Origin of the sequence: Streptomyces sp. Mut1 (genome assembly GCF_030719295.1) — a bacterium.
GTDB lineage: Bacteria > Actinomycetota > Actinomycetes > Streptomycetales > Streptomycetaceae > Streptomyces > Streptomyces castrisilvae.
Genome location: NZ_CP120997.1, coordinates 2953042 through 2973664 on the forward strand (window position 1 = coordinate 2953042; position 20623 = coordinate 2973664).

The 20623-nt window shown below is 71.0% G+C and carries 19 protein-coding genes and 1 tRNA gene; 9 read left to right on the plus strand and 11 right to left on the minus strand.

Translation table 11 applies throughout. From position 1 onward, the window contains the following. Window positions 1-66 precede the first annotated feature (66 nt). Window positions 67-1287, plus strand: coding sequence for an acetyl-CoA C-acetyltransferase (locus P8A18_RS12570; protein ID WP_306054210.1), 1221 nt, complete (start codon window positions 67-69; stop codon window positions 1285-1287). 272 nt (window positions 1288-1559) lie between these two features. After that, window positions 1560-2399 (plus strand): hypothetical protein, encoded by an 840-nt coding sequence (locus P8A18_RS12575; protein ID WP_306060863.1) that lies wholly within the window; start codon window positions 1560-1562, stop codon window positions 2397-2399. An 84-nt stretch (window positions 2400-2483) separates the two neighbouring features. Here P8A18_RS12575 and P8A18_RS12580 read toward each other — a convergent pair whose 3' ends face one another. From P8A18_RS12580 to P8A18_RS12590, 3 genes are all read right to left on the minus strand, one after another. Continuing rightward, on the minus strand, window positions 2484-2801 hold the full coding sequence (locus P8A18_RS12580; RefSeq protein ID WP_306054212.1) for a hypothetical protein: 318 nt from the start codon (window positions 2799-2801) through the stop codon (window positions 2484-2486). Window positions 2802-2883: 82 nt separating this feature from the next. Continuing rightward, window positions 2884-3762: a Bax inhibitor-1/YccA family protein gene (locus P8A18_RS12585; RefSeq protein WP_306054213.1), complete on the minus strand. Its 879-nt coding sequence runs from the start codon at window positions 3760-3762 to the stop codon at window positions 2884-2886. Between the two features lie 138 nt (window positions 3763-3900). Then, window positions 3901-4641 carry a DUF2249 domain-containing protein gene (locus P8A18_RS12590; RefSeq protein ID WP_306054216.1) on the minus strand — a complete coding sequence of 247 codons (741 nt, stop codon included), beginning with the start codon at window positions 4639-4641 and terminating at the stop codon, window positions 3901-3903. Window positions 4642-4759: 118 nt separating this feature from the next. Here P8A18_RS12590 and P8A18_RS12595 point away from each other — a divergent pair, with 118 nt between their 5' ends. The 3 genes from P8A18_RS12595 (at window position 4760) to P8A18_RS12605 (ending at window position 7188) form a co-directional block, all read left to right on the plus strand. Beyond that, window positions 4760-5461 carry a helix-turn-helix transcriptional regulator gene (locus P8A18_RS12595; protein ID WP_306054218.1) on the plus strand — a complete coding sequence of 234 codons (702 nt, stop codon included), beginning with the start codon at window positions 4760-4762 and terminating at the stop codon, window positions 5459-5461. Continuing rightward, window positions 5458-5886, plus strand: a complete 429-nt coding sequence (locus P8A18_RS12600) for a hypothetical protein (RefSeq protein WP_306054220.1) — start codon at window positions 5458-5460, stop codon at window positions 5884-5886. The genes P8A18_RS12595 and P8A18_RS12600 overlap by 4 nt, the downstream gene beginning before the upstream one ends. 294 nt (window positions 5887-6180) lie before the next feature. Beyond that, complete coding sequence (locus P8A18_RS12605; protein WP_306054222.1) at window positions 6181-7188, plus strand: NAD-dependent epimerase/dehydratase family protein; 1008 nt, start codon at window positions 6181-6183, stop codon at window positions 7186-7188. Here the strand turns inward: P8A18_RS12605 and P8A18_RS12610 are convergent. After that, window positions 7185-8513, minus strand: coding sequence for an NsdA family TPR-like regulatory protein (locus P8A18_RS12610; RefSeq protein WP_306054224.1), 1329 nt, complete (start codon window positions 8511-8513; stop codon window positions 7185-7187). The two genes, P8A18_RS12605 and P8A18_RS12610, sit on opposite strands and share 4 nt — an antisense overlap. Before the next feature lie 469 nt (window positions 8514-8982). Between P8A18_RS12610 and P8A18_RS12615 the strand changes: the two genes are divergently transcribed. The 3 genes from P8A18_RS12615 (at window position 8983) to P8A18_RS12625 (ending at window position 10625) form a co-directional block, all read left to right on the plus strand. Continuing rightward, window positions 8983-9237: a DUF397 domain-containing protein gene (locus tag P8A18_RS12615; protein WP_306054226.1), complete on the plus strand. Its 255-nt coding sequence runs from the start codon at window positions 8983-8985 to the stop codon at window positions 9235-9237. Between the two features lie 93 nt (window positions 9238-9330). Next, a complete protein-coding gene (locus P8A18_RS12620) occupies window positions 9331-10209 on the plus strand; it encodes a JmjC domain-containing protein (RefSeq protein WP_306054228.1) in 879 nt (292 codons plus the stop codon). Between the two features lie 14 nt (window positions 10210-10223). Next, a complete protein-coding gene (locus P8A18_RS12625; RefSeq protein WP_306054230.1) occupies window positions 10224-10625 on the plus strand; it encodes a hypothetical protein in 402 nt (133 codons plus the stop codon). Between the two features lie 180 nt (window positions 10626-10805). On the opposite strand, the gene P8A18_RS12630 is transcribed toward P8A18_RS12625, so the two are convergent. From P8A18_RS12630 to P8A18_RS12660, 7 genes are all read right to left on the minus strand, one after another. Then, a tRNA-Leu gene (locus P8A18_RS12630) sits at window positions 10806-10891 on the minus strand. A 259-nt stretch (window positions 10892-11150) separates the two neighbouring features. Continuing rightward, window positions 11151-13562 carry a beta-mannosidase gene (locus tag P8A18_RS12635; protein WP_306054232.1) on the minus strand — a complete coding sequence of 804 codons (2412 nt, stop codon included), beginning with the start codon at window positions 13560-13562 and terminating at the stop codon, window positions 11151-11153. Then, complete coding sequence (locus tag P8A18_RS12640; protein WP_018553020.1) at window positions 13559-14467, minus strand: ATP-binding cassette domain-containing protein; 909 nt, start codon at window positions 14465-14467, stop codon at window positions 13559-13561. Before P8A18_RS12640 ends, P8A18_RS12635 begins: the two co-directional genes overlap by 4 nt. Further along, window positions 14452-15393, minus strand: coding sequence for an ABC transporter ATP-binding protein (locus P8A18_RS12645; protein WP_306054234.1), 942 nt, complete (start codon window positions 15391-15393; stop codon window positions 14452-14454). Before P8A18_RS12645 ends, P8A18_RS12640 begins: the two co-directional genes overlap by 16 nt. A 38-nt stretch (window positions 15394-15431) precedes the next feature. After that, window positions 15432-16346: an ABC transporter permease gene (locus tag P8A18_RS12650; protein WP_306054236.1), complete on the minus strand. Its 915-nt coding sequence runs from the start codon at window positions 16344-16346 to the stop codon at window positions 15432-15434. Next, window positions 16343-17338: an ABC transporter permease gene (locus tag P8A18_RS12655; RefSeq protein ID WP_306054238.1), complete on the minus strand. Its 996-nt coding sequence runs from the start codon at window positions 17336-17338 to the stop codon at window positions 16343-16345. The genes P8A18_RS12650 and P8A18_RS12655 overlap by 4 nt, the downstream gene beginning before the upstream one ends. A 202-nt stretch (window positions 17339-17540) precedes the next feature. Next, window positions 17541-19268 (minus strand): ABC transporter substrate-binding protein, encoded by a 1728-nt coding sequence (locus tag P8A18_RS12660; RefSeq protein WP_306054240.1) that lies wholly within the window; start codon window positions 19266-19268, stop codon window positions 17541-17543. Window positions 19269-19489: 221 nt separating this feature from the next. Here P8A18_RS12660 and P8A18_RS12665 point away from each other — a divergent pair, with 221 nt between their 5' ends. Further along, window positions 19490-20512: a LacI family DNA-binding transcriptional regulator gene (locus tag P8A18_RS12665; protein ID WP_306054242.1), complete on the plus strand. Its 1023-nt coding sequence runs from the start codon at window positions 19490-19492 to the stop codon at window positions 20510-20512. The last annotated feature ends 111 nt before the right edge of the window (window positions 20513-20623 follow it).

The following is a 20623-nucleotide window of genomic DNA, read 5'->3' on the forward strand; positions in this document are numbered from 1 at the left end:
GGTACGTCCGGGTAACTTCCAGAGCAGTCGTGCCAGACAGCCTTCCAGCCCTCATGGAGCCGCGTGATGCCCGAAGCCGTGATCGTCTCTGCCGCCCGCTCGCCCATCGGCCGGGCCTTCAAGGGGTCGCTGAAGGACCTGCGTGCGGACGACCTGACCGCCACGATCATCCGGACCGCACTGGCCAAGGTCCCCGAGCTGGACCCGAAGGACATCGACGACCTGATGCTCGGCTGCGGCCTGCCCGGCGGCGAGCAGGGCAACAACCTGGGCCGCGTCGTCGCCGTACAGATGGGAATGGACCACCTTCCCGGCTGTACGGTCACCCGCTACTGCTCCTCCTCGCTCCAGACCAGCCGCATGGCCCTGCACGCCATCAAGGCCGGCGAGGGCGACGTGTTCCTCTCGGCCGGTGTCGAGATGGTGTCCCGCTTCACCAAGGGCAACTCCGACAGCCTGCCGGACACGCACAACCCGCTCTTCGCCGAGGCCGAGGCCCGCACCGCGGCCCGCGCCGAGGAGTCCGGCGCGAGCTGGCACGACCCGCGCGAGGACGGCCTGGTCCCGGACGCGTACATCGCGATGGGCCAGACCGCGGAGAACCTCGCCCGGCTCAAGGGCATCACCCGCCAGGACATGGACGAGTTCGGCGTACGGTCGCAGAACCTCGCCGAGGAGGCCCTGAAGAACGGCTTCTGGGAGCGCGAGATCACCCCGGTGACGACGCCGGACGGCACGGTCGTCGCGAAGGACGACGGGCCGCGCGCGGGCGTCACGCTGGAGGGCGTCCAGGGCCTCAAGCCCGTCTTCCGCCCCGACGGCCTGGTCACGGCCGCCAACTGCTGCCCGCTCAACGACGGCGCCGCCGCGCTCGTGATCATGTCCGACACCAAGGCCCGCGAGCTGGGCCTGACCCCGCTGGCCCGGATCGTCTCCACCGGGGTCTCCGGCCTCTCCCCCGAGATCATGGGCTACGGCCCCGTCGAGGCGAGCAAGCAGGCGCTGAAGCGGGCCGGGCTGACCATCGGTGACATCGACCTGGCCGAGATCAACGAGGCGTTCGCCGCGCAGGTCATCCCCTCCTACCGGGACCTCGGCCTGCCGCTGGAGAAGGTCAACGTCAACGGCGGCGCCATCGCCGTCGGCCACCCCTTCGGCATGACCGGCGCGCGGATCACCGGCACGCTGATCAACAGCCTCCAGTTCCACGACAAGCAGTTCGGCCTGGAGACCATGTGCGTCGGCGGCGGCCAGGGCATGGCGATGGTCATCGAGCGCCTGAGCTGAGCGGACCCGGCCTTCCGGCCCCGCGCGACGCGGTGGCCGGTTCCGAGCCCCGACCGTGACCGAATCTCCCCCAGGATGTGATCTATCTCCTGGGGGAGAGCCATTTCCGCAGGTCACACCCACACCAGGGGGGTACCCCGGGCACAAAGACCTGTCCAATTCGTGACGTAATGCACTGACACAGGGTGCCGTTGGGGCACAAGCTGATGTAGGAAGTCGGAGGATCGATTGAAACCGGGAGTAAGTCAGTGAGCGCCATGCCTCTTGCCCTGTTGCTGACCACCGCCGCCGCCACGGCCGTGGGCGCCGCCGCTCTGCACGCCGCTCACGGGCTGCGCAAGCAGGTTTCGGCCCTGCGGAAGGAGCTGGCCGACGGCCACGCCCGTACAACGGCGGTACCCGCTCAGAGTCGCCATGACACCACCTCCGCCGAAGAAATACGCGCGGCGGTCGCCGACGCGCTGGCCGAGGAGCGGGAGCGGGAGCTCGCCGAGGCCCGTGCGTTCTGGGCCTCCCAGGAGGCGCGGGACGCCGCCGACGCCCCCTCGCTGCTGGGCGGTCTGGCCGGTCTGGGCGAGGACGCGCCGTTCTTCATGCCCCGCCAGAGCGACTTCGCCGGTCTCGAATCGATGGACCTCGACGCCACCGAGGCGCTGGACGAGCTGACCGAGCTCGCCGGGGTGACGGAGCTGACGGACATGGCCGAGCTGCCGGAGACCGCGGAGTTCGCCGAGGACTCCCCCGAGCTGGCCGCGGCCCGCCGCCGCCACCCCTCGCACCCCGACTTCGTGCCGGTGCAGACACCCGTCGTCACCGACCACGAGCGCACGGTGAACCGCCTGGAGGAGCTGGCCGACAGCCGCACCGAGCTCTCCGACGTGCGCCCCGGCCCGCTCGGCACGCTCGACGTCTACGTGTTCGCCGACGGCACCACGCTCTGCATGACCCCCGGCCACCGCGAGACGGCCGAGCGTCTGGCCGAGTCGCTGCGCGCGGGTGAGCACCCGGTGCTGCTGGGCGGTTCCGGTGTCTCCGGCGCGTACGCGCTGACGTTCTCGTGCGGCCGGGAGAACGTCTACATACTGGCCGACCGCGTCATAGCGAGCTTCTAGCGCTCCGACCGGTCTCCGGCTCCACCCCCACCCCACCGGGAGCGGCACTCGCCGGCCGCCCTCGGACCCCGCGCGTGCCGCCCCCTACGCGAAGGCCCGCGCGGCGGCCTCCTCGACGCATCGCACGGCCTCGTCCAGCTCGACGGACGGGGCCGTTTCCAGTGCCACCGCCAGATCGCGCCCCGCGACGGCGAGCTGGTCGCCGACCGCGAACATCCCGGCGTCCGGCATGACCCTCGGCTCCCGGTCCGGCGCCTCGGCGCGCTGCGCCCGCGCCGCCAGCTCCCGCGCCGCGGCCAGTCCCTCGGCCGCCGCTCCCCGCCGCAGCCTGCTCTGCGGGGCGGCGCGCAGCCGGTCGGCGAATCGGTCCACGGCGGTGATCAGGGCAGTCGTATCGAGCACCCGCCGACCCTACCCCGCACACGCGAAGCGGCCCGCAGGCTCCGTCCGGAGTCCGCGGGCCGCTTCGACGGTCCCGGGGTGGTCAGTCGTCGCCGCTGAGGATGGAGAGCAGGCGCAGCATCTCCAGGTAGATCCACACCAGGGTCATGGTGAGGCCGAAGGCGGCCAGCCAGGACTCCTCGCGCGGGGCGCCGTACGCGATGCCGTCCTCGACCTGCTTGAAGTCGAGGGCCAGGAAGCAGGCGCCGAGGATGATGCCGATGACACCGAAGAGGATGCCGAGGCCGCCGCTGCGGAAGCCGAGGCCGTCACCGCCACCGAAGGCGGCGAAGAGCAGGTTGACCACCATCAGGAGCATGAAGCCCATGGCGGCGGCCATCACGAAGCCGTAGAACCGGCGGGTCACGCGAATCCAGCGCATCTTGTACGCGAGGAGCACACCGGCGAAGACACACATGGTGCCCATCACCGCCTGCATCACGACGCCCGGTCCGATGTAGGTGCTGACCGCGCTGGAGATGACCCCGAGGAACACACCCTCGAAGGCGGCGTACGAGATGATCAGCGCGGGTACGGGCTTGCGCTTGAAGGACTGGACGAGCGACAGCACGAACGCGATGATCGCGGCGCCGATCGCGATGCCGTACGACTTGTTGAGGTTCGCCTCGTCGACCGGCAGCAGCGCCCAGGCGAGCGCGGCACCGACGACGACCGTGCCCAGCGTCATCGCGGTACGGGTGACGACGTCGTCGATCGTCATCACGCCGGAGCGCGCCGGCGCCTGTGGGACGCCGCCCGCGGGTGCGTAGGGGTTCGTGGCGTACGGGTTCGGGGCGGTGCCCTGCGCGTACGGGTTGGCGCCCGCTGCGGGGGCCCCGGCCTGCGGTGACGCGTTGAAACCGGCGTGACCGTTGTCGCGGCTGAAGCCCCGTCGCGAGAAGACCGGGTTGCTGCTCCTCATCTCACTCCTCCATGGCCACCCAGCGTGGCCTTCCCATAAGAGTAATGGGTAGGCAAAGCAATGAGCCTAGTGCCAGGGGAGGATCTTTCCCACCCGCACCGGGCGCTCTTCCCTCACCTTTTCCCGCTCCCCTGACGCCTACCGCGCCGCCGCGGCCCGCCCCGGCCTTCCGATGCGGACCTGCCAGATCTCGGGGCCGGACTCGACGTAGTCCCAGGTGTGGGCGCCGGGGTGGGCGGCCTCGAACTCGCGGCGCAGTGGCTTGGGGTCGTGGTTGTTGACCAGGGTGAAGGACTCTCCGGCGCCGAGCCGGTCGAACCGGGCGAAGATCCGCGGGTGCCTGCGTCCGTGCGGGATCTCGCGGACGTCGATGACCGCCGGGGTCTCCAGCCGGCCGCCGGCGAGCAGGGTGCCCATGTCCTCGACGAGGGCGGGCAGGTCCGCGCCGGGCAGCGCGGCGAGCGCGGGCACCAGGACCGCCTCCTCGACCTCCAGATGGACGGCGAGCACGGCCTCGACCGCCCGCGCGAGCGGCACCGCGGCAGCGGCGTCCCCGGTGGCGGCGAGCGCGTCGATACGGGTGTCGAGCGCGGCGCGGCCGGTGCGCAGGGCCCGTACGAGCAGGCGCGTGCCGGCGGCTCCGGAGGCTGCGGCGTAGAGCGTCGCGTCGGCGGCGGACAGGTGGCTGCGCAGCTCGCCGGTGCAGAAACCGGTCAGGTCCGCGTGCACGGATTCCCCGTGACCGGCGGCCGGTTCGGGGCCGGTGAACGCGGCGAGGCCGGCGAGCAGTTCACGGTGCCCGCGGCTGATCGCGGTCCGGGCACGGACTACGGGGTCGGTCTCGGTGGCCTCGATGTGGATGTCGGCTGACGGCGCCATGGCGGAGTGCTCCTGTTCACCTTCCGGAACTGGGAACGCGATTATTACATGTAGAATTTGGAAAAATTCTTCACTCGGCGGTTTCCGACCGCCTCCGGAGCCAGGGAGGGTGACCGGCATGGCCCATGACGGCAGGGACGCGGCGCAGAGTCCGCGACGCCGAGCGGTCCTGGAAGCGCTGCGCGCCTCAGCCGTCCCGCTGGGCGTCACCGAGGTGGCCGGGCGGCTCGGCGTGCACCCCAACACGGTGCGGTTCCATCTGGACGCCCTCGTGACGCAGGGCGCCGTCGAGGGCGTCCAGGAGGAGTCCTCCGGCCCCGGCCGGCCCCGTACGCTCTACGCGCCCAGGCCCGGGATGGACCGCGGCGGCGTCCGGGGCTACCAGCTGCTCGCCCGGATGCTCGTCAGCGAGCTCGCCTCCGCCGGGGCGGACGCCGGGGCGAAGGCCACCCGGACCGGGCGTGCCTGGGGGAAGCACCTGATCGGCCGGGTCCCGCCGTTCCACCGCCCGGCCCCGGCGGAGTCGGTCGACCGGCTGACCGCCATGCTCACCGAGCTGGGTTTCGCCCCCGAACCCCCGGGCGGCGCCGGGGCCGTGCCCGGAGCGATCCGGCTGCGCCACTGCCCCTTCCTCGAACTGGCCGAGGAGCACGGGCAGGTCGTCTGCCCGCTCCATCTCGGTCTGATGCAGGGCGCGTTGGCGGAGATGCGGGCCCCGGTCCGGGCCACCCGGCTCGAACCATTCGCCGAACCCGACGTCTGCCTGGCCCACCTCGCCCCGGCCGGCGCCGCACCCGAGAGAGAGGAATCGCCGCGATGAACGCAGGAGCAGCGGCCACGGCGGGAGCCGTGACCTTCGTCTGGCTGGGGATGGTGCTGGCGATCTCCTTCATCGAGGCACCGCTGAAATTCCGGGCCCCCGGCGTCACGATCCCCATCGGCCTCGGCATCGGCCGGCTGGTCTTCCGGGCCCTGAACCTCACCGAGGCCGCCCTCGCGCTCGTCCTGATCGTCGCGGTCGCGACCGGCTCGCCCACAACGGCCGTCATCGTCCTCACCGCGGTCTCCGCCTGCCTCCTGGCCGCCCAGCTCGCGTTCGTACGCCCCCGCCTGAACCGCCGTTCGGACCGCGTACTCGCCGGCGAGGACCTGCCGCGCTCGACCGCGCACCTGTACTACGTCGCCCTGGAGTCCGCCAAGGTCCTGGCCCTGATCGCCCTCGGCGTGACGGCGCTGACGGCCTGAGCGCGGCCGGCAGCCGTGGATCATCGGATGTTGTGTGGACAACCGGTGGTCGAGCGCCGGCCTCGGGTGCCGGCGTAGAACCCGCCCACTGGCAGGACGTATTCGAGGGCCCGACGGCATGGGGTCACCGGACGCACCACCGGCGGCGGGACGGGGCCGGCGAGGCTCGTCCCGCACGCCCGTGCGATTTCCATCGGCATGGTGTTTCTGTCCTCTCGTCCGGATGTCGGGGGATGTGGTGTGAATCTTGAGGTGGTCGGACCGGCCGGGCGACGGGCAGGCAGGATCGTGGCCATGCGAACCCTTCTCCTCGGTGGCACCTGGTTCCTCGGCCGGGCCGTCGCCAAGCAGGCCCTCGAAGCCGGCCACGAGGTGACCGCGTTCAACCGCGGCCGCAGCGCCCCCGACCTTCCCGGCACCGTCCCGGTGCACGGCGACCGCACCAGCGCCCAGGACCTGGCCCGACTCGCCGAACACGGCCCGTGGGACCTCGTCATCGACACCTCCTCGTCCGAACTTGCTCCGGCTCAGGTCCTCGCCGGGGCCCGCGCGCTGGAGCCGGTCACCGCCCACTACGTGTATGTGTCGACCGTCAACGCGTATACGGGCTGGCCGAACACCCCCCTGACCGAGTCGAGCCCGACCTACGACGTCCCCGCCGACGCCGGCCGCGACTACGGCCGAGGCGACGGGCCCACCGCTCACTACGGTCAGCAGAAGGCCGGCAGCGAGCACGCCGTCCGTGCCGCTTACCGGTACGACCGGACGACGTTGCTGCGGCCCGGGGTGATCCTCGGGCCCGGCGAGTACGTCGGCCGCCTCCCGTGGTGGCTGAGCCGCTGCGAGCGCGGCGGCGACATCCTGCTGCCCGGCCCGCCCGAGCGGACCGTCCAGCCCATCGACGTCCGCGACGTCGCCGCATTCGCCCTCACAGCCCCCACCGGCGCGTTCAACCTCGCCGCCCCGAAGAGCCGCGACACCATGGACGGCTTCCTCACCGCGTGCCTGACGGCCACCGGCAGCAGCGGCCGCCCGGTCCCGGTCCCCGACGCCGTCCTCACCCAGCACGGTGTGCGGGAATGGACTGAACTGCCGCTGTGGCGCACCGCCGGCGGCGCATGGGCAGTCGACACCACCAGCGCGCAGACGGCCGGGCTCGTGTGCCGGCCGCTCGCCGACACCGTGACCGACACGTGGTCGTGGATGCAGGACGGGCCCGGCCCCGTGAAGCACCCGCGGTGGGACCAGCACGGCATCGCCCCTGAGAAGGAGGCCGAGATCCTGGCCGCCGCCCAGGTCTAGGACTCGATCACTGCCCGGCGGCCGGAGAGCGGCCGGGCAGCGGCGAGGGACACGAAGTCCTCGATCTGCTCACCCAGTTCCAGCCCCATGTGCGCCTTCCCGGCCGGCGAGCCGACGAGTTGGACGCGGAACCGAGCGAGTCGGTCGACGAGACCGATCGTGCGCCACTCGGCAGCAGTGCCGAACACCGGACCGAGCGCCTCGTTGACACCGTCGAGTTCTCCGCGCAGCAGCCGCGCCCGCGCAAGGTCGACCGTGACCTGCATCTGCACCGGCCGGTCGGGGCTCGCCTCTGCCTGAAGCAGCGTGAGGGCTTGCTCGGCCGACGCCTCCGCCCGTTCGGAGTCCCCGAGAACCAGATAGGTGGTGGCGTGGCTCATCGCCGCGCGGGCGGGCCCGAATGAGAACTCGCCGCCGACGTCGTGCAGGTCGTCGTGCAGGCCCGTGCCGGGTTCGAGAGCAGCCTGTATGGCCCTCTCCGCCTCACGCGGACGGCCGAGGTGCGCATGGGCCCGCGCCTCGATCGCGTGCAGCCGCACCTGCCCCATGTCGCCGACACCGCTGAAGCCGTGCGCCGTCCGGATGTTACGCAGCGCCGTCGTCGGCTGCCCGCTCCAGTACGAGAGGAACGCAAGGACCCCGTTCGCGTACGCCTGCAACGGCCCGTGCTCGATCGTCTCGCCATACATCGCCGACGTCCGCGCGAACTGGACCGCCGCGCCGAGCGTCGCCAGGTCGAAGGCGGCCACGCTCATCAGCGACGACAGCATGCCGGCCACCAGATAGAGGCGTTCCTTCTGACGCGGCCGCCGCGTGCGCTCCAGCTTGTGCTGTACGTCGGTGAGGAGCGTCCGACAGTCGAAGAACGCCGCCCTCGGGTCCGTCGTCTCGTACGCGACCGCCAGGGCCCGGACGTCGTCGTCGATCTGGTCCAGGGTCATTTCCGGTAGGTGAGCCGAGGCGGCGTCCCCGGCGTGGGCTGCCGCGTCGCGTGCGGTCATGGCGATATCGCTTTCGTTGAGCGCGGGCTGCAAGGTGACCGCCGCCGCGGGAGGCGGTGCGAGAAGTTGCTGGACCGTGTGGCCGGGGAACATCCGTTCCAAGATCGCGGGCGTCGGGGAGTTCGGGATGCGCCGCACGCTTCCCCACGTCCACCGCCGCCACGTCGCCTCGGCCACGTCTGCTGTCCGGTAATCGTTGTCGTCGAGTTCCCCGCCGAGAAGACGGCCGATCCTGCGGTACTCCTTCGCCGCGTCCCGGTAGGTCCAGTTCCGCGCCAGCGTGAGGGCAAGAAGCAGACTTCTGGGCTCTTCCTGCTGCGCCATGGAGCCCTCCCGAGTCAGCGACCGAGCGCCTTTCGGCACCGTGACTATCGCCTCTCCAGGGTGCCCGGGAACAGCCTGGCGCGAAGGTGGTTCCCAGGTGAGTCCCAGTCATTTTCAGTGATCGGCACGTGAGTTCCCGACGTCGTGGAATCAGGCATCGCCGCTGGCCAAGCTTGTGGACCGGTAAACGGAAGCCACGATCGAGGGGGGCGGGGTGAGCATCACGGTGCCGCACGAGACAAGGCCTGCGGCGGAGGGCCCATCGACTTCGCGACGGTCCTCACCGCCGTCGCCGTGGCCGCGTTCAGCGCCGCGATCCGGCACACCCCATGACCTCCGCCGTGCGCCGGCACGTCCCCTGGCGGCTCTGCGCACGGCGGTCTCAAGCTCCCGCCACGAGCACACACCGGACACCATTCGGCGGCCGAGGCGGGGAACCAGCACAACCGTTCCGACACGAGGAGGCACCATGCCCATCACCCCGGACACGACCGAGTTGTACCAGCGCCCCGTCAGCGGCGAGTTCTCCGCCCTCTGCGGCGGCAACTCGGGCAACGACGTCGAGTCGTGCGTGACCATCGCCGCGCTCGCAGGCGGCGGCTACGCGCTCCGCGACACCAAACTCGCCGATACGGCCGAGCAGCCCGAGCTGCGCATGAGCGCCGACGAGATCACGAAGTTCGCCGTCGGGTGGCTCGCCCAGCGCGACGAAGCCATGAGCTGACCCACCGACACCACCCCGGGCCCGGTGCGCGCCCTCGCCGTCGCATGCCGGGCCCGGGGCCGGCTGTCAGAACTTGTTTTAAGGATCCCGCGCGTGCTCGCAGACCTCATCCCGGACCCGGCGACCACGCTGAACCCGTGGCCGACCCGCCCCCTCCACTTCCACCACGACCCGAGCCGCTTCGAGTGCCTGCTCACCCTCGCCCAGGTGGACGAGCTGATCGACAGCGGCTGCGTACCGGCCCGAAACGTCGAACTCGCGGGCGGCGACGGCACCCTCATCCAGCGCTACACGTACACCGACGGCGACATGCCCCAACCGGGGTACATCCGCCGGCACCTGCGCCAGGGCGGCACCGTGAGCCTGCGCCGCATGCACACCGTCCGCCCGCCCATCGCCGCCCTGCGCGAAGCGATCGCCATCGACACCGGCGCCGACGTCCACGTGAACGCATACCTCACCCCCGGACGGCGGCAAGGGTTTCGCTACCACTACGACTCGTACGTCACCCTCATCGTGCAACTGCACGGCGAGAAGACGTGGCCCGTCCACCCGCCGTTCGTCGAAAACCCTGTCCCGGCCCGCGCCGAGTACGAGCCGCGCGGCTTCACCCGTGAAGAGGTCGAGTACCTCGCCACAACACCGCCGGCTCAGGAGTACACGCTCCGGCCCGGCGACGTGTTCTGGCTGCCCCGCGGCTGGATCCACGCCCCACACGCCGTGAGCGACGAGCCGAGCCTCCACCTGACAGTCGCCGTCCAGGAACGCACCCTCGCGCACCTCGTCAAGGACATGGCCGCGCAGCTCACCGCGCTGGCCTTCGCCGACCCGGCCCTGCGCGCACAAGTTCCGCTGCGGGAGGCGGCATCGACCCCGACGCAGTCCGTCGCATACCTGCGTACCTACCTCCACGGCGCCCTCGAACTCCTCGACGCCGGCACGTTCGGCCGCCGCTTACCCCTCACCCCCTGACGGAGCGCACCCTCATGAAGCACCACAACCACTGGCACACCTTCCGATACGCCGGGAAGGCCTACACCGATCCGCAGCGCCGACGTGGCGAAGCCCCCTCCACGTTCCCGCCGTTCGCCGTAAAGGACTTCCTCTCCGAGACATCGATCAAGCATGCCGGGACCGTCGACCGGATTCCCGCCGCCCTCGACTGGCTGAAGCAAGGCGCCACGTCCAGCCCGCCCGTGGATGGCGCACAGTTCCTCCTGGAGGAGCGCCTGGCATGGGCGGACCGGACACTCGGCCTGGAAAGGGGCGCGGACATCATCTGGGGCTACTACACGAACAGCCAGGTCTATGTGTCCCTCTCCGTCATCGCCTGCCCCCGGCGGCCCCATGAGGCCTGTCCCATCGGCTTCCAGGACGAAGCCCGGTGAGGCAACGCCTGTTCAGCCGAGCCCAACAGCCACCCGATCCGCCGGGAACATCCCGCTTCGCGCGCCGTTCCCGAGGACCAGCATCCGCGCATGCCGCGAATCGGCCGTAGGGATCCCGTGCACACGCGCGAGGTATACGCGGAGAACCGGTCATTCATACAGGTCAAGCACTCTGCGCGATGGTGCCCGGAACCGGACTCGAACCGGTACGCCCCCGAGGGGCAGCGAGGTTTAAGCTCGCCGTGTCTGCATTCCACCATCCGGGCTTGGCGCGCGGCTCCGCGTTGGCACATGACCCTATCCGGGGGGCTCGCCCCGATCAGCCGGACGGTGGCTCGATGTTGTCTTATTTATCGATCGCTTGAGACCCCGTCAGTGCACGTCGGAGGCGCGGCCTCATGCCCGGACGAGGTGGTGGGACCCCTGGGGCGACGGCCGAATTGACGGAAAGTCGCCGCACGGACACAGGCGTTTCGCCAGGGGCGCGCCACCGATCGCCAGGGGCGCGCCACCCCGTGGCCGAATTCAGGGCTCGATCCGGTCGTTCACGCACCGCAGGACGGGGCGCGCGCCGAGGGCGGACGGGTCCTTCAGGGCCGCTCCGGTGACCCGGAATGCGGTGCTCTCGCCCGGAAGGAGGGTGACGAGCATGTCGTCGGCCTCGGCGTCCGGGTGGAGGCGGTCGGGGAACAGGGACAGGTCGCGGAGCAGGGTGCCCGCCGTGACCTCGACGCGGTAGGCCGGGAGGCCGTCGTCGTCGGATTCCGTCACCGTCACCTCGTAGCGCGCCGGCGGGAGCGCGAGCCGGGTGTCCTCCTCGTGGAAGTGCAGGGTCCTGGTGTCGTCCAGGCGGGCGGACAGGAGTTCGCGGGCGGGGTCGGCGGGGGTGGCCACCGACGGGGGCAGGGGTACGCGGGTGGTCGTACGGGGGGCGGCGGTCACCGGCTGCGTCTCCTCGGCCAGGACCGTGCCGTCCAGGGCGTACCGGGTCAGGCGGAGGGTGCCGGTCCACGGGGTCGCGGTGTCGTTGACGAGGTGGGCGGAGCCGTCGCGTACGGCGATGAGGCGGTCGGCGTAGACCGAACGCAGCGCGTGCCACAGGGGTTTGCGGCGGCCGTCGCCGTCGACCGCCGACCAGGAGACGACCGGCCAGCAGTCGTTGAGCTGCCAGACGATCGTGCCCATGCAGTACGGGGCGTGCGAGCGGAAGTGGCGGATGCCGAAGGCGAGGGCGCGGGCCTGGTTGAGCTGGGTGAGCCAGTGCCAGTCGTCGAAGTCGTCGCCGGGCCGCGGCAGATGGTCGCCCAGGCCGCGCAGCAGCTTGGCGTTGCCGTCGTCCGCCTTCTGGTGGTGGGCCAGGAGCGGGGCGTCGGGGGTGAGCGGGCCGCTGACCGCGCGGCGCAGGGTGGCGTACGCGGGCGGGCCCTGGAAGCCGAACTCGGCGACGAAGCGCGGCACCCGGTCCGCGTAGGCGAGGTAGTCGGCGCGGTTCCACACGTCCCAGATGTGGATCGTGCCCCGCTCGGGGTCCTGCGGGTGGGCGTCGGGGGTGCCGGAGTACGGGGAGCCCGGCCAGTACGGGCGGGTCGGGTCGGTCGCGGCGACGATCGAGGGCAGCAGGTCGTGGTAGTAGCCGTGGCCCCAGGTGCGGTCGCCCAGCTCCTCCTGCCAGCCCCAGTCGGCGTGGCCCTCCAGGTTCTCGTTGTTTCCGCACCACAGGATCAGTGAAGGGTGCGGGGCGAGCCGGGTGACGTTCTCGCGGGCCTCGGCCGCCACCTCGTCCCACAGCGGCTGCTCCTGCGGGTAGGCGGCGCAGGCGAACGGGAAGTCCTGCCAGACCAGCAGCCCCTTCTCGTCGCAGAGTTCGTAGAAGTCGTCGCTCTCGTAGAGACCGCCGCCCCAGACGCGGACGAGGTTGACGTGGGCGGCGACCGCCTGGTCGAGGCGTTCGGAGATCCGCTGCCGGGTGAGGCGGGCCGGGAAGCAGTCCTCGGGGATCCAGTTCACGCCGCGTACGAAGACCGGCTCGCCGTTCACGGAGACGCGGAACGCCTCGCGTTCCAGGGTGACGGCACGGAAGCCCGTTCGAAGGTGGCGGACGTCGTCGCCGACGCGGACCTTCACCTCGTACAGCGGCTGCTCACCGTGGCTGTGCGGCCACCAGACCTCGGCCTGGGGGACGGAGAGGGTGACCGAGACGCGGTGCTCGTCCTCCGTGGCGATGAAGACGGCGCCCGCGCCGACCACCCCGACCTCGCCGGACAGCGGTGCGAGGCCGTCGTGTTCGATCTCCAGCTCGGCGGTCAGGCGCGGCACCCCGGCGGCGTCCAGGTCCGGGAGGAGCTTCACGGACGCGATGCGCGGGCCGCTCCACGTCTCCAGGGCCACCGGGCGCCAGATGCCGGACGTGACGAGCGTCGGGCCCCAGTCCCAGCCGAAGTTGCAGGCCATCTTCCGGATGAAGGCGTACGGCTCCGCGTACGCGCCGGGGCGGTCGCCGAGCCGGTCGCGCAGCTCCTCGGCGTAGGTGTACGGGGCGGTGAAGCGTACGTCGAGCGTGTTGGCGCCCTCGCGGAGCAGCGGGCGGACGGGGAAGCGGTAGGAGCGGTGCTGGTTGGCGGTGCGGCCCACCTCGGTGCCGTTGAGCAGGACCGTGGCGACGGTGTCGAGGCCGTCGAAGCACAGGGCGGCGTGGTCGTGTCCGTCGGGGGTCCAGTCGAAGGTGGTGCGGTACGTCCAGTCGGTGCGGCCGATCCAGGTCAGCCGGTTCTCGTTGTCGTCCAGGTACGGGTCGTCGATGAGCCCGGCGGCGAGCAGGTCGGTGTGGACGCAGCCGGGGACGGTGGCGGGGACGCCTCCTGTGGGGAGCCCCAGGGGCACGGGTCCGGCGGGGCGCAGCGTCCAGCCGTCGTGCAGGGGGAGGTGGCGAAGGGTCACGCGGGGGTCCTTCCGCAGTCGGGGAGCTGGGCACAGGCGACGAAGTGGTCCGGCTCGGTCTCGTACAGGTCGGTGGTGGCGGCGCCCGCCTCGTGGAAGGCGCAGGACGTGACCGGCTCCGGCGGGTCCCACGGCTGGTTGAGGCGGGGCACGGCGGCCAGCAGGGTGCGGGTGTAGGGGTGGAGGGGGTTGCCGAAGACCTTCTGGGTGTCGCCGCGCTCCACGACGCGTCCGCGCCGCAGTACGACGGTCTTCTCCGCGAGGTAGGTGCCCAGCGCGAGGTCGTGGGTGATGTAGAGGACGCCGAGGCCGCGTTCCTTGAGTCCGGCCAGGAGGTTGAGGACGTCGATGCGGGTGGAGGCGTCGAGCATGCTGGTGATCTCGTCGGCGACCAGGAAGCTCAGGTCGAGCAGGAGGGCGCGGGCGATGAGGAGACGTTGCAGCTGGCCGCCGCTGAGCTGGTGCGGGTAGCGGCCGAGGACCTGGGCGGGGTCCAGGCGTACGTCCCGTACCGCCTTCTCGACGCGGTCGCCCCACTCCTTGTCGCCGACGCCCGGGTGGTAGGCGCGGCGGACCAGGTCGAAGACGCGGTCGGCGCGGAAGACGGGGTTGTAGCAGGAGAAGGGGTCCTGGAAGACGCCCTGGACGCGGCGGTAGAAGTCCTTGCCGGGACGCACCCGCCGCCCGTCCAGGGTGAGGGTGCCGGAGCTGACCCCGGTGAGGCCGAGGATCATCCGGCCGATGGTGGACTTGCCGCTGCCGCTCTCACCGATGAGGGAGACGACCTCGCCGGGCGCGGCGGTGAAGGAGACCCGGTCGACGGCGGTGACGGAGCCGCCGCCGAACGCTCCGGCGCGGTAGGTCTTGGTGACGTGGTCGAGGGTCAGCATCAGGCCTTCCAGCATGCGACGGAGTGGCGGGGGGCGATCTCCACGACGGGCGGTTCATCGGCGCACCGCTCGTCGGCGACCGGGCAGCGGTCGCGGAAGCGGCAGCCGGCCGGGGGGTTCAGGAGGGAGGGCGGGGCGCCGGCGATGCCCTTGAGGGGCTGGTCGGCGTACCGGGCGCCGACTGCGGGGAGCGAGCCGAGCAGCAGCTTGGTGTACGGGTGGCGGGGCGCGGTCGTCAGGACCTTCGTGGGGGCCTTCTCGGCGAGCTTGCCCGCGTACATGACCATGATGGAGTCGGCGATGTGCGAGGTGAGGCCGAGGTCGTGGGTCACGAAGATCATGCTGGTGACCAGGCCCTTGTCGCGCAGCCCGGTGAGCGCGCCGACGACGGCCCGCTGGGTGGAGACGTCGAGCGCGGAGGTCACCTCGTCGGCGATGAGGACGGACGGGTCGAGCAGGGTGGAGATCACCATCACGGTGCGCTGTTTCATGCCGCCGGACAGCTCGATCGGGTAGCGGTCCAGGACGTCGTGGTCCAGGCCCACCAGGTCGAGCCTGCGGTGGAGTTCGGCGGTGTCGACGCCGACGCCCCGCGAGGCGAGCAGTTCGCGGATCATGCGGCCGATGCGCCGGGTCGGGTTGAGGGCGCTCATGGAGTACTGCGGGACGAGCGAGACGCGGTGGAAGCGGAAGGCGTTCATCGCCCGGTCGTCGGCCACCGGCACGTCGTCGCCGTCGAGGGTGACGGTGCCGCCCGCGTGCCGCATCCGGCCGTCGAGGCGGATCAGCGACTTGCCGAGCGTGCTCTTGCCGCACCCGGACTCGCCGGCCAGGCCCAGGATCTCCCCGTCGGCGAGGTCGAAGGAGACGCCGTCCAGGGCCCGGACCTCACCGCGCAGGGTGCGGTAGTGGACCCGGAGATCGCTCACGGTCAGGGTCATGTGCTCAGGCCTCCGGGAGAACTGTGGTGGTCATGTGCTCAGGCCTCCCGGAGCTTCGGGTTGAAGACCTCGTCGAGGCCGACGTTGGCGACGTACAGCGCGCCGACGATCGCGGTGATCCCGGCGCCCGGCGGGACGAACCACCACCACATGCCGAGCTGGAGCGCGCTCCACTGCTGTGCGCTCTGGAGCATCAGCCCGAGCGAGACGCCCTCGGTGGGGCCGAGCCCGATGAAGTCGAGCGAGGAGGCGATCAGGACGGAGCCGCCGAACAGCAGGATGAACATCATGAAGAGGTACGAGCTCATGTTGGGCGCGATCTCGCGGAAGATGATCCGCCAGGTGCCACTGCCGCTGAGCCGGGCCAGGTCCACGAACTCCCGGGTGCGCAGCGAGAACGTCTGCGCCCGGATCGCCCGCGCCGCCCACGGCCAGGACGTCAGCCCGATGAACAGGCCCTGTACGGGGACCGAGCGGACCCCGAGGTAGGCGTTGATGATCAGCAGGACGGCCAGGGCGGGCAGCACGAGGACCACGTTGGTGAGCATGTTGAGGATCTCGTCCACGGCTCCGCCCCGGTAGCCGGCCAGGAAGCCGACGAGCATGGCGATGACGGCGGCGATGGCCCCGCCGACGACGCCGACCAGGAAGGTGGCGCGCAGCCCGTGCACGAACTGGGCGTAGACGTCCTGCCCGAAGGTGGTGGTGCCCATCCAGTACGTGCCGTCGGGCGGGGCGGCCTGCGGGCCGACGTATTCGTTGGGGTCGGCGTTGTCGAGCAGCGGCGGCCCGACGAGGCCGACGAGCAGGAGCAGCACGACGACGGTGAACCCGATGAGGAGCTTGGGGTTGCGCACGGCGTAGTGCAGCGTCTCGCGGCCGGGGCGGGCCGCGGGAGCGGAGGGCGCGGCGGGTTCGGCGGGTTCGGCGGCCGGTTCGGGCGCGGTGCTCATGACTGGCCTCCTGCCATGCCGGTGCGGGTACGGGGGTCCACGACGACGTACACGACGTCGATGAGGAAGTTGGCGATCAGGACGCCGATGACGATGAACAGGAACGCGCCCTGGAGCAGGAAGAAGTCCTGGTTCTGGATCGCGGCGAGAATGAGCGAGCCGAGACCGGGGTACGCGAAGACGATCTCGGTGACGAGCGCTCCGGCCACCAGGACGCCCAGCTGGAGGGCGAGTCCGGTGATCTGGGGCAGGACGGCGTTGCGGAAGGCGTAGCGGCGGATGAGGCGCTGGGGTGCGCCGAGGGCCGACAGATAGGACGCGTAGTCGGACTCCAGCTCGTAGATGATCATGTTGCGCATGCCGATGGCCCAGCCGCCGAGCGCGACCAGGAAGAGCGAGAGGAACGGCAGCACCCAGTGCTGGAACAGGTCCACGGCGAAGTCGACGGACCAGTTCGGCTGGATGTCGAGGCTGTAGCCGCCGGAGATCGGGAACCAGCCCGCCTTGGAGCCGAGCGCCCAGGCGAGGATGACGGCGATCCACATGTAGGGCATGGCGGTGAGCAGGTAGCCGGCCGGGAGGACGGTGTTGTCGAGCACCTTGCGGCGGGCGGCCAGCGCCCCGGCCCAGTTGCCGACGAACCAGCTGAGCAGGACGGCCGGGATCATCAGCCCGAGGGTGTACGGGAGGGCGTCGAGCAGCACGTCGGCGACGGGTTTGGGGAACACCCAGATGGAGAGACCGAAGTCGCCCTGGAGCAGCGCGCCCCAGAAGTGCAGGTACTGCTGCCAGACGGGCTCGTCGAAGCCGAAGAGGTTGTTGTAGTAGGCGCGCATGGCCTCGACGGCCTCGGGCTGCGAGACGCGGGCGCGGGCCACCATGGCGGCGACCGGGTCGCCCGGCATGAAGCGCGGGATCATCCAGTTGACGGTGACGGCGACGACGAAGGTCAGCGCGTAGATGAGAAGTTTGCGGGCGAAGTAGCGGCGCAAGGAGGCTCCCCGGAGAGAGCCCCGCCGTGCGGGCGGCGGTCAGGGCGGCACGCGCACGGCGGGGCGGTCATGGATGGGAGTGACCGGCGCGGGGCCGGCCGCTCCTGGGGCCTGTCGTCACCTTCCCGTCGTTCGCCCGGAGGGCGGGCCGGCAGGCGGGAATGCGACGACAGACCCTAGGACAGGGCTTGGAACTGCCGTGTCACTTGGCGGGCTTGAGCTGGGTGAGCGCTTCGAAGCCGCCCATCTCCAGCCAGTTGCGCCACATCGCGGGGGCGTACTTGGGCGCGCCTTCGGCGTCCGAGGGCCAGTTGGTCCAGGTGCCGGTGGTGGACTGGGCCCACAGGCCGTTGTACCAGAGGGGGATGACGGGCATCTCCTTCAGCTGGATGTCCTGGATCTTCGAGATGACCTTCTTCATGCCCTCGGTGTCGTCGGTCTTCACCGCGCCGAGCTGCTGGACGAGCTTCCAGGCGTCCTTGTTCTCGTAGCGGCCGAAGTTGACCGTGTTCTGCTGCTTCTGGACGGGAAGCTGGAACATGTACTCGTAGTACGTCCACGGGGTGCTGGAGAGCTGGCGCTCGTTGTTGACGACGAGGTCGAAGTCGCCCTTGCCGCGCTGTTCGTTGAGGGCGTTGGCGTCGGGGAACTCGGTGGTGATCCTGATGCCCGCGGCCTTGGCGGACGAGGCGATGACCTTGGCGGCCTCCATCCAGTCGGTCCAGCCGGTGGGCACGGCCAGCTTCAGGCTGATCTTCGAGCCGTCCTTGTTCTCCACCAGGCCGTCGCCGTCGGTGTCCTTGTAGCCGGCGTCCGCGAGGAGCTGCCTGGCCCTGGCGGTGTCGAAGGTGAAGCCTTCGCTCGCAACGAGGTCCTTGTCGATGTACGTGTCCCACTGCGGGAGCAGCCCGGTCGGGTCGGCGGCCCTGACCAGGCCCCCGTACACGCCCTTGACGATCTTCCCGACGTCGACGGAGGCGGCGAGCGCCTTGCGGAAGGCGGCGTCGTCCATCGGCTTCCTGGTGGTGTTGGGCACCAGCCAGGCGGTGTTGGCGGAGAGCATGTAGGGCGGCTCGTCGTAGTACGAGACGACCTTCTTGCTCTTGACCAGGGAGGCGGCGCCGGGCAGGAAGTTGTTGCTCAGGTCCAGCTGGCCCTGGCCGAGCTGGCCGATGACGACCTCGTTGCTGGGGTTGGAGACGTCCACGATGTAGCGGGGCGCGGGCTTCATGGACAGGGCCTTCACGCCCCACCAGTCGTCGCGGCGCTGCCAGACGACCCGGTCCTGGGTGTGGCTCTTGAGCGTGTACGCGCCGGTGCCGACGGGCTTGTCGTTGACGCCGTCCAGGATCTCCTTCTCCGGGCGTTTGCTCCAGATGTGCTCGGGAACGACGGGCTGCCCGTAGAGGGTGAAGTCCCACTCCTGGTAGCGGGCCTCCTTGAAGGTGAAGCGGACCGTGGTGGCGTCCACCGCCTCCGCGCCGGACAGCCAGCTCCACAGGGTGTGGAAGGAGGATGCCTCGATCTTGCCGATCTCGTAGGAGTAGGCGACGTCCTTCGCGGTGAGCGGCTTGCCGTCGGACCAGGTGATGCCGGGGCGCAGCTTCACCTCGTAGGTCCTGTCGTCCGTCCAGCCGCCCGATTCGGCGAGCCAGGGCGTCAGCTTGCCCTCGTTGGGGTCGAAGTGGAACAGGGTCTCGTAGACCAGGCCCTTGGTGCCGGTGGCGTGGTCCCAGTTGTGCAGCGGGTTGTAGTTGGCCGGCGGCCCCCACTGCGTGCCAGTGGTGTAGAGCGTCTCGTTACGGGGAAGCGCGCCGCCCCCGGAACCGCCCGAACCGCCCGACGAGGAGCCGCCCCCCGTGCACGCGGTGGCGGCGAGTGCGATCACGGCGAGCGTGGCCGCGATCCGTCCCCGGAATCCCGTGCCCATCGTCCCTCCTTCTCCCCGCCGTCCCTGCCGAGCGGAGTTACTGAACCGGGTAAGTGCCGTGAAGTTAAGGCCGCGCGAAACCCCTGTCAAGGGTGCGGGAGCGCTCCCATTTCTTTATTTCTCAGGGGAGTTGAATGATCTTTCCTCGGACCCGGCGGCTGTGCTCGTCAAGGCCGACGTCTAGGATGTGCTTGGTACACGAACCGGTTAAGCGAGGTCGCATGCCCAAACACCGCCCCACGATCGCCGACATCGCGGCCCGCGCCGGGGTGTCCAAGGTCGCGGTGTCCTACGCGCTCAACGACCGGCCGGGCGTCTCCCCCGCGACCCGGTCCGCCATCAAGGCCATCGCGCGGGAGATCGGCTGGCGGCCCAACAGCGCGGCCCGCGCCCTCACCCGCGCCCGAGCCGACGCGGTCGGCCTCGCGCTGTGCCGGCCCGCCCGGCTGCTCGGCGTCGAACCCTTCTTCATGGAGCTGATCAGCGGCATCGAGTCCGAGCTCTCGCCGCGCGGCTGCGCCCTGCTCCTCCAGGTCGTCACCGACCCGGCGCAGGAGCTGGAGGTCTACCGCCGCTGGTGGGGCGAGGGCCGGGTGGACGGCGTCTTCCTCACCGACCTGCGCGGCCCCGACCCCCGCATCGAGGGCGTCGCCGAACTCGGCCTGCCCGCCGTGGTCATCGGCCACCCCTCGGCGGCCGGACCGCTGCCCGCCGTCTGGTCCGACGACGCGGCGGCCGTCCGCGACACCTTCGCGTACCTCACCGCGCTCGGCCACCGCTCGGTCGCCCGGGTCGCCGGGATGCCGGAGCTCAGCCACACCGCGCTGCGCGACCGGGCCCAGCGCGAGGTCTGCGCCGAACTCGGGCTCGGCGATCCGGTCATCGTGCACACCGGCTACTCCGGCGAGGACGGCGCGCACGCCACCCGCCGGCTGATCAGCTCGCCCCGGCGGCCCACCGCAGTCGTCTACGACAACGACATCATGGCCGTCGCCGGACTCTCGGTCGCCCAGGAGATGGGCCTCGACGTGCCCGGCGACCTCTCCCTCGTCGCCTGGGACGACTCCCAGCTCTCCCGGGTCGTCCGCCCCCCGCTGACCGCGCTGAGCCGCGACATCCCGGCGTACGGGGGCCACGCGGCCCGCACCCTGCTCGCCCTGGTCACCGACGGTGCGGCCGAGGGCCACGAGGACACGACGGCCCGGCTGGAGCCCCGCGGGTCGACGGGGGCGCCGCGGGCTTAGGGCCGCCGACCCGATGTCATACCGCAGGAGGACGCCGGGGCCCGGATGATGCGACTCAAGAGGGCCCCGGGAACGGGCACCGGGAGTGACGACCCGGGGCCGGACGGCGGA

Bases quoted from the DNA above. Each gene is read 5' to 3' on its own strand.
- P8A18_RS12610 (WP_306054224.1), bottom strand. From the start codon at position 8,513: ATGGCGCAGCAGGAAGAGCCCAGAAGTCTGCTTCTTGCCCTCACGCTG.
- P8A18_RS12570 (WP_306054210.1), top strand. From the start codon at position 67: ATGCCCGAAGCCGTGATCGTCTCTGCCGCCCGCTCGCCCATCGGCCGG.
- P8A18_RS12665 (WP_306054242.1), top strand. From the start codon at position 19,490: ATGCCCAAACACCGCCCCACGATCGCCGACATCGCGGCCCGCGCCGGG.
- P8A18_RS12645 (WP_306054234.1), bottom strand. From the start codon at position 15,393: ATGACCCTGACCGTGAGCGATCTCCGGGTCCACTACCGCACCCTGCGC.
- P8A18_RS12660 (WP_306054240.1), bottom strand. From the start codon at position 19,268: ATGGGCACGGGATTCCGGGGACGGATCGCGGCCACGCTCGCCGTGATC.
- P8A18_RS12640 (WP_018553020.1), bottom strand. From the start codon at position 14,467: ATGCTGGAAGGCCTGATGCTGACCCTCGACCACGTCACCAAGACCTAC.
- P8A18_RS12605 (WP_306054222.1), top strand. From the start codon at position 6,181: ATGCGAACCCTTCTCCTCGGTGGCACCTGGTTCCTCGGCCGGGCCGTC.
- P8A18_RS12625 (WP_306054230.1), top strand. From the start codon at position 10,224: ATGAAGCACCACAACCACTGGCACACCTTCCGATACGCCGGGAAGGCC.
- P8A18_RS12595 (WP_306054218.1), top strand. From the start codon at position 4,760: ATGGCCCATGACGGCAGGGACGCGGCGCAGAGTCCGCGACGCCGAGCG.
- P8A18_RS12600 (WP_306054220.1), top strand. From the start codon at position 5,458: ATGAACGCAGGAGCAGCGGCCACGGCGGGAGCCGTGACCTTCGTCTGG.
- P8A18_RS12585 (WP_306054213.1), bottom strand. From the start codon at position 3,762: ATGAGGAGCAGCAACCCGGTCTTCTCGCGACGGGGCTTCAGCCGCGAC.
- P8A18_RS12650 (WP_306054236.1), bottom strand. From the start codon at position 16,346: ATGAGCACCGCGCCCGAACCGGCCGCCGAACCCGCCGAACCCGCCGCG.
- P8A18_RS12615 (WP_306054226.1), top strand. From the start codon at position 8,983: ATGCCCATCACCCCGGACACGACCGAGTTGTACCAGCGCCCCGTCAGC.
- P8A18_RS12590 (WP_306054216.1), bottom strand. From the start codon at position 4,641: ATGGCGCCGTCAGCCGACATCCACATCGAGGCCACCGAGACCGACCCC.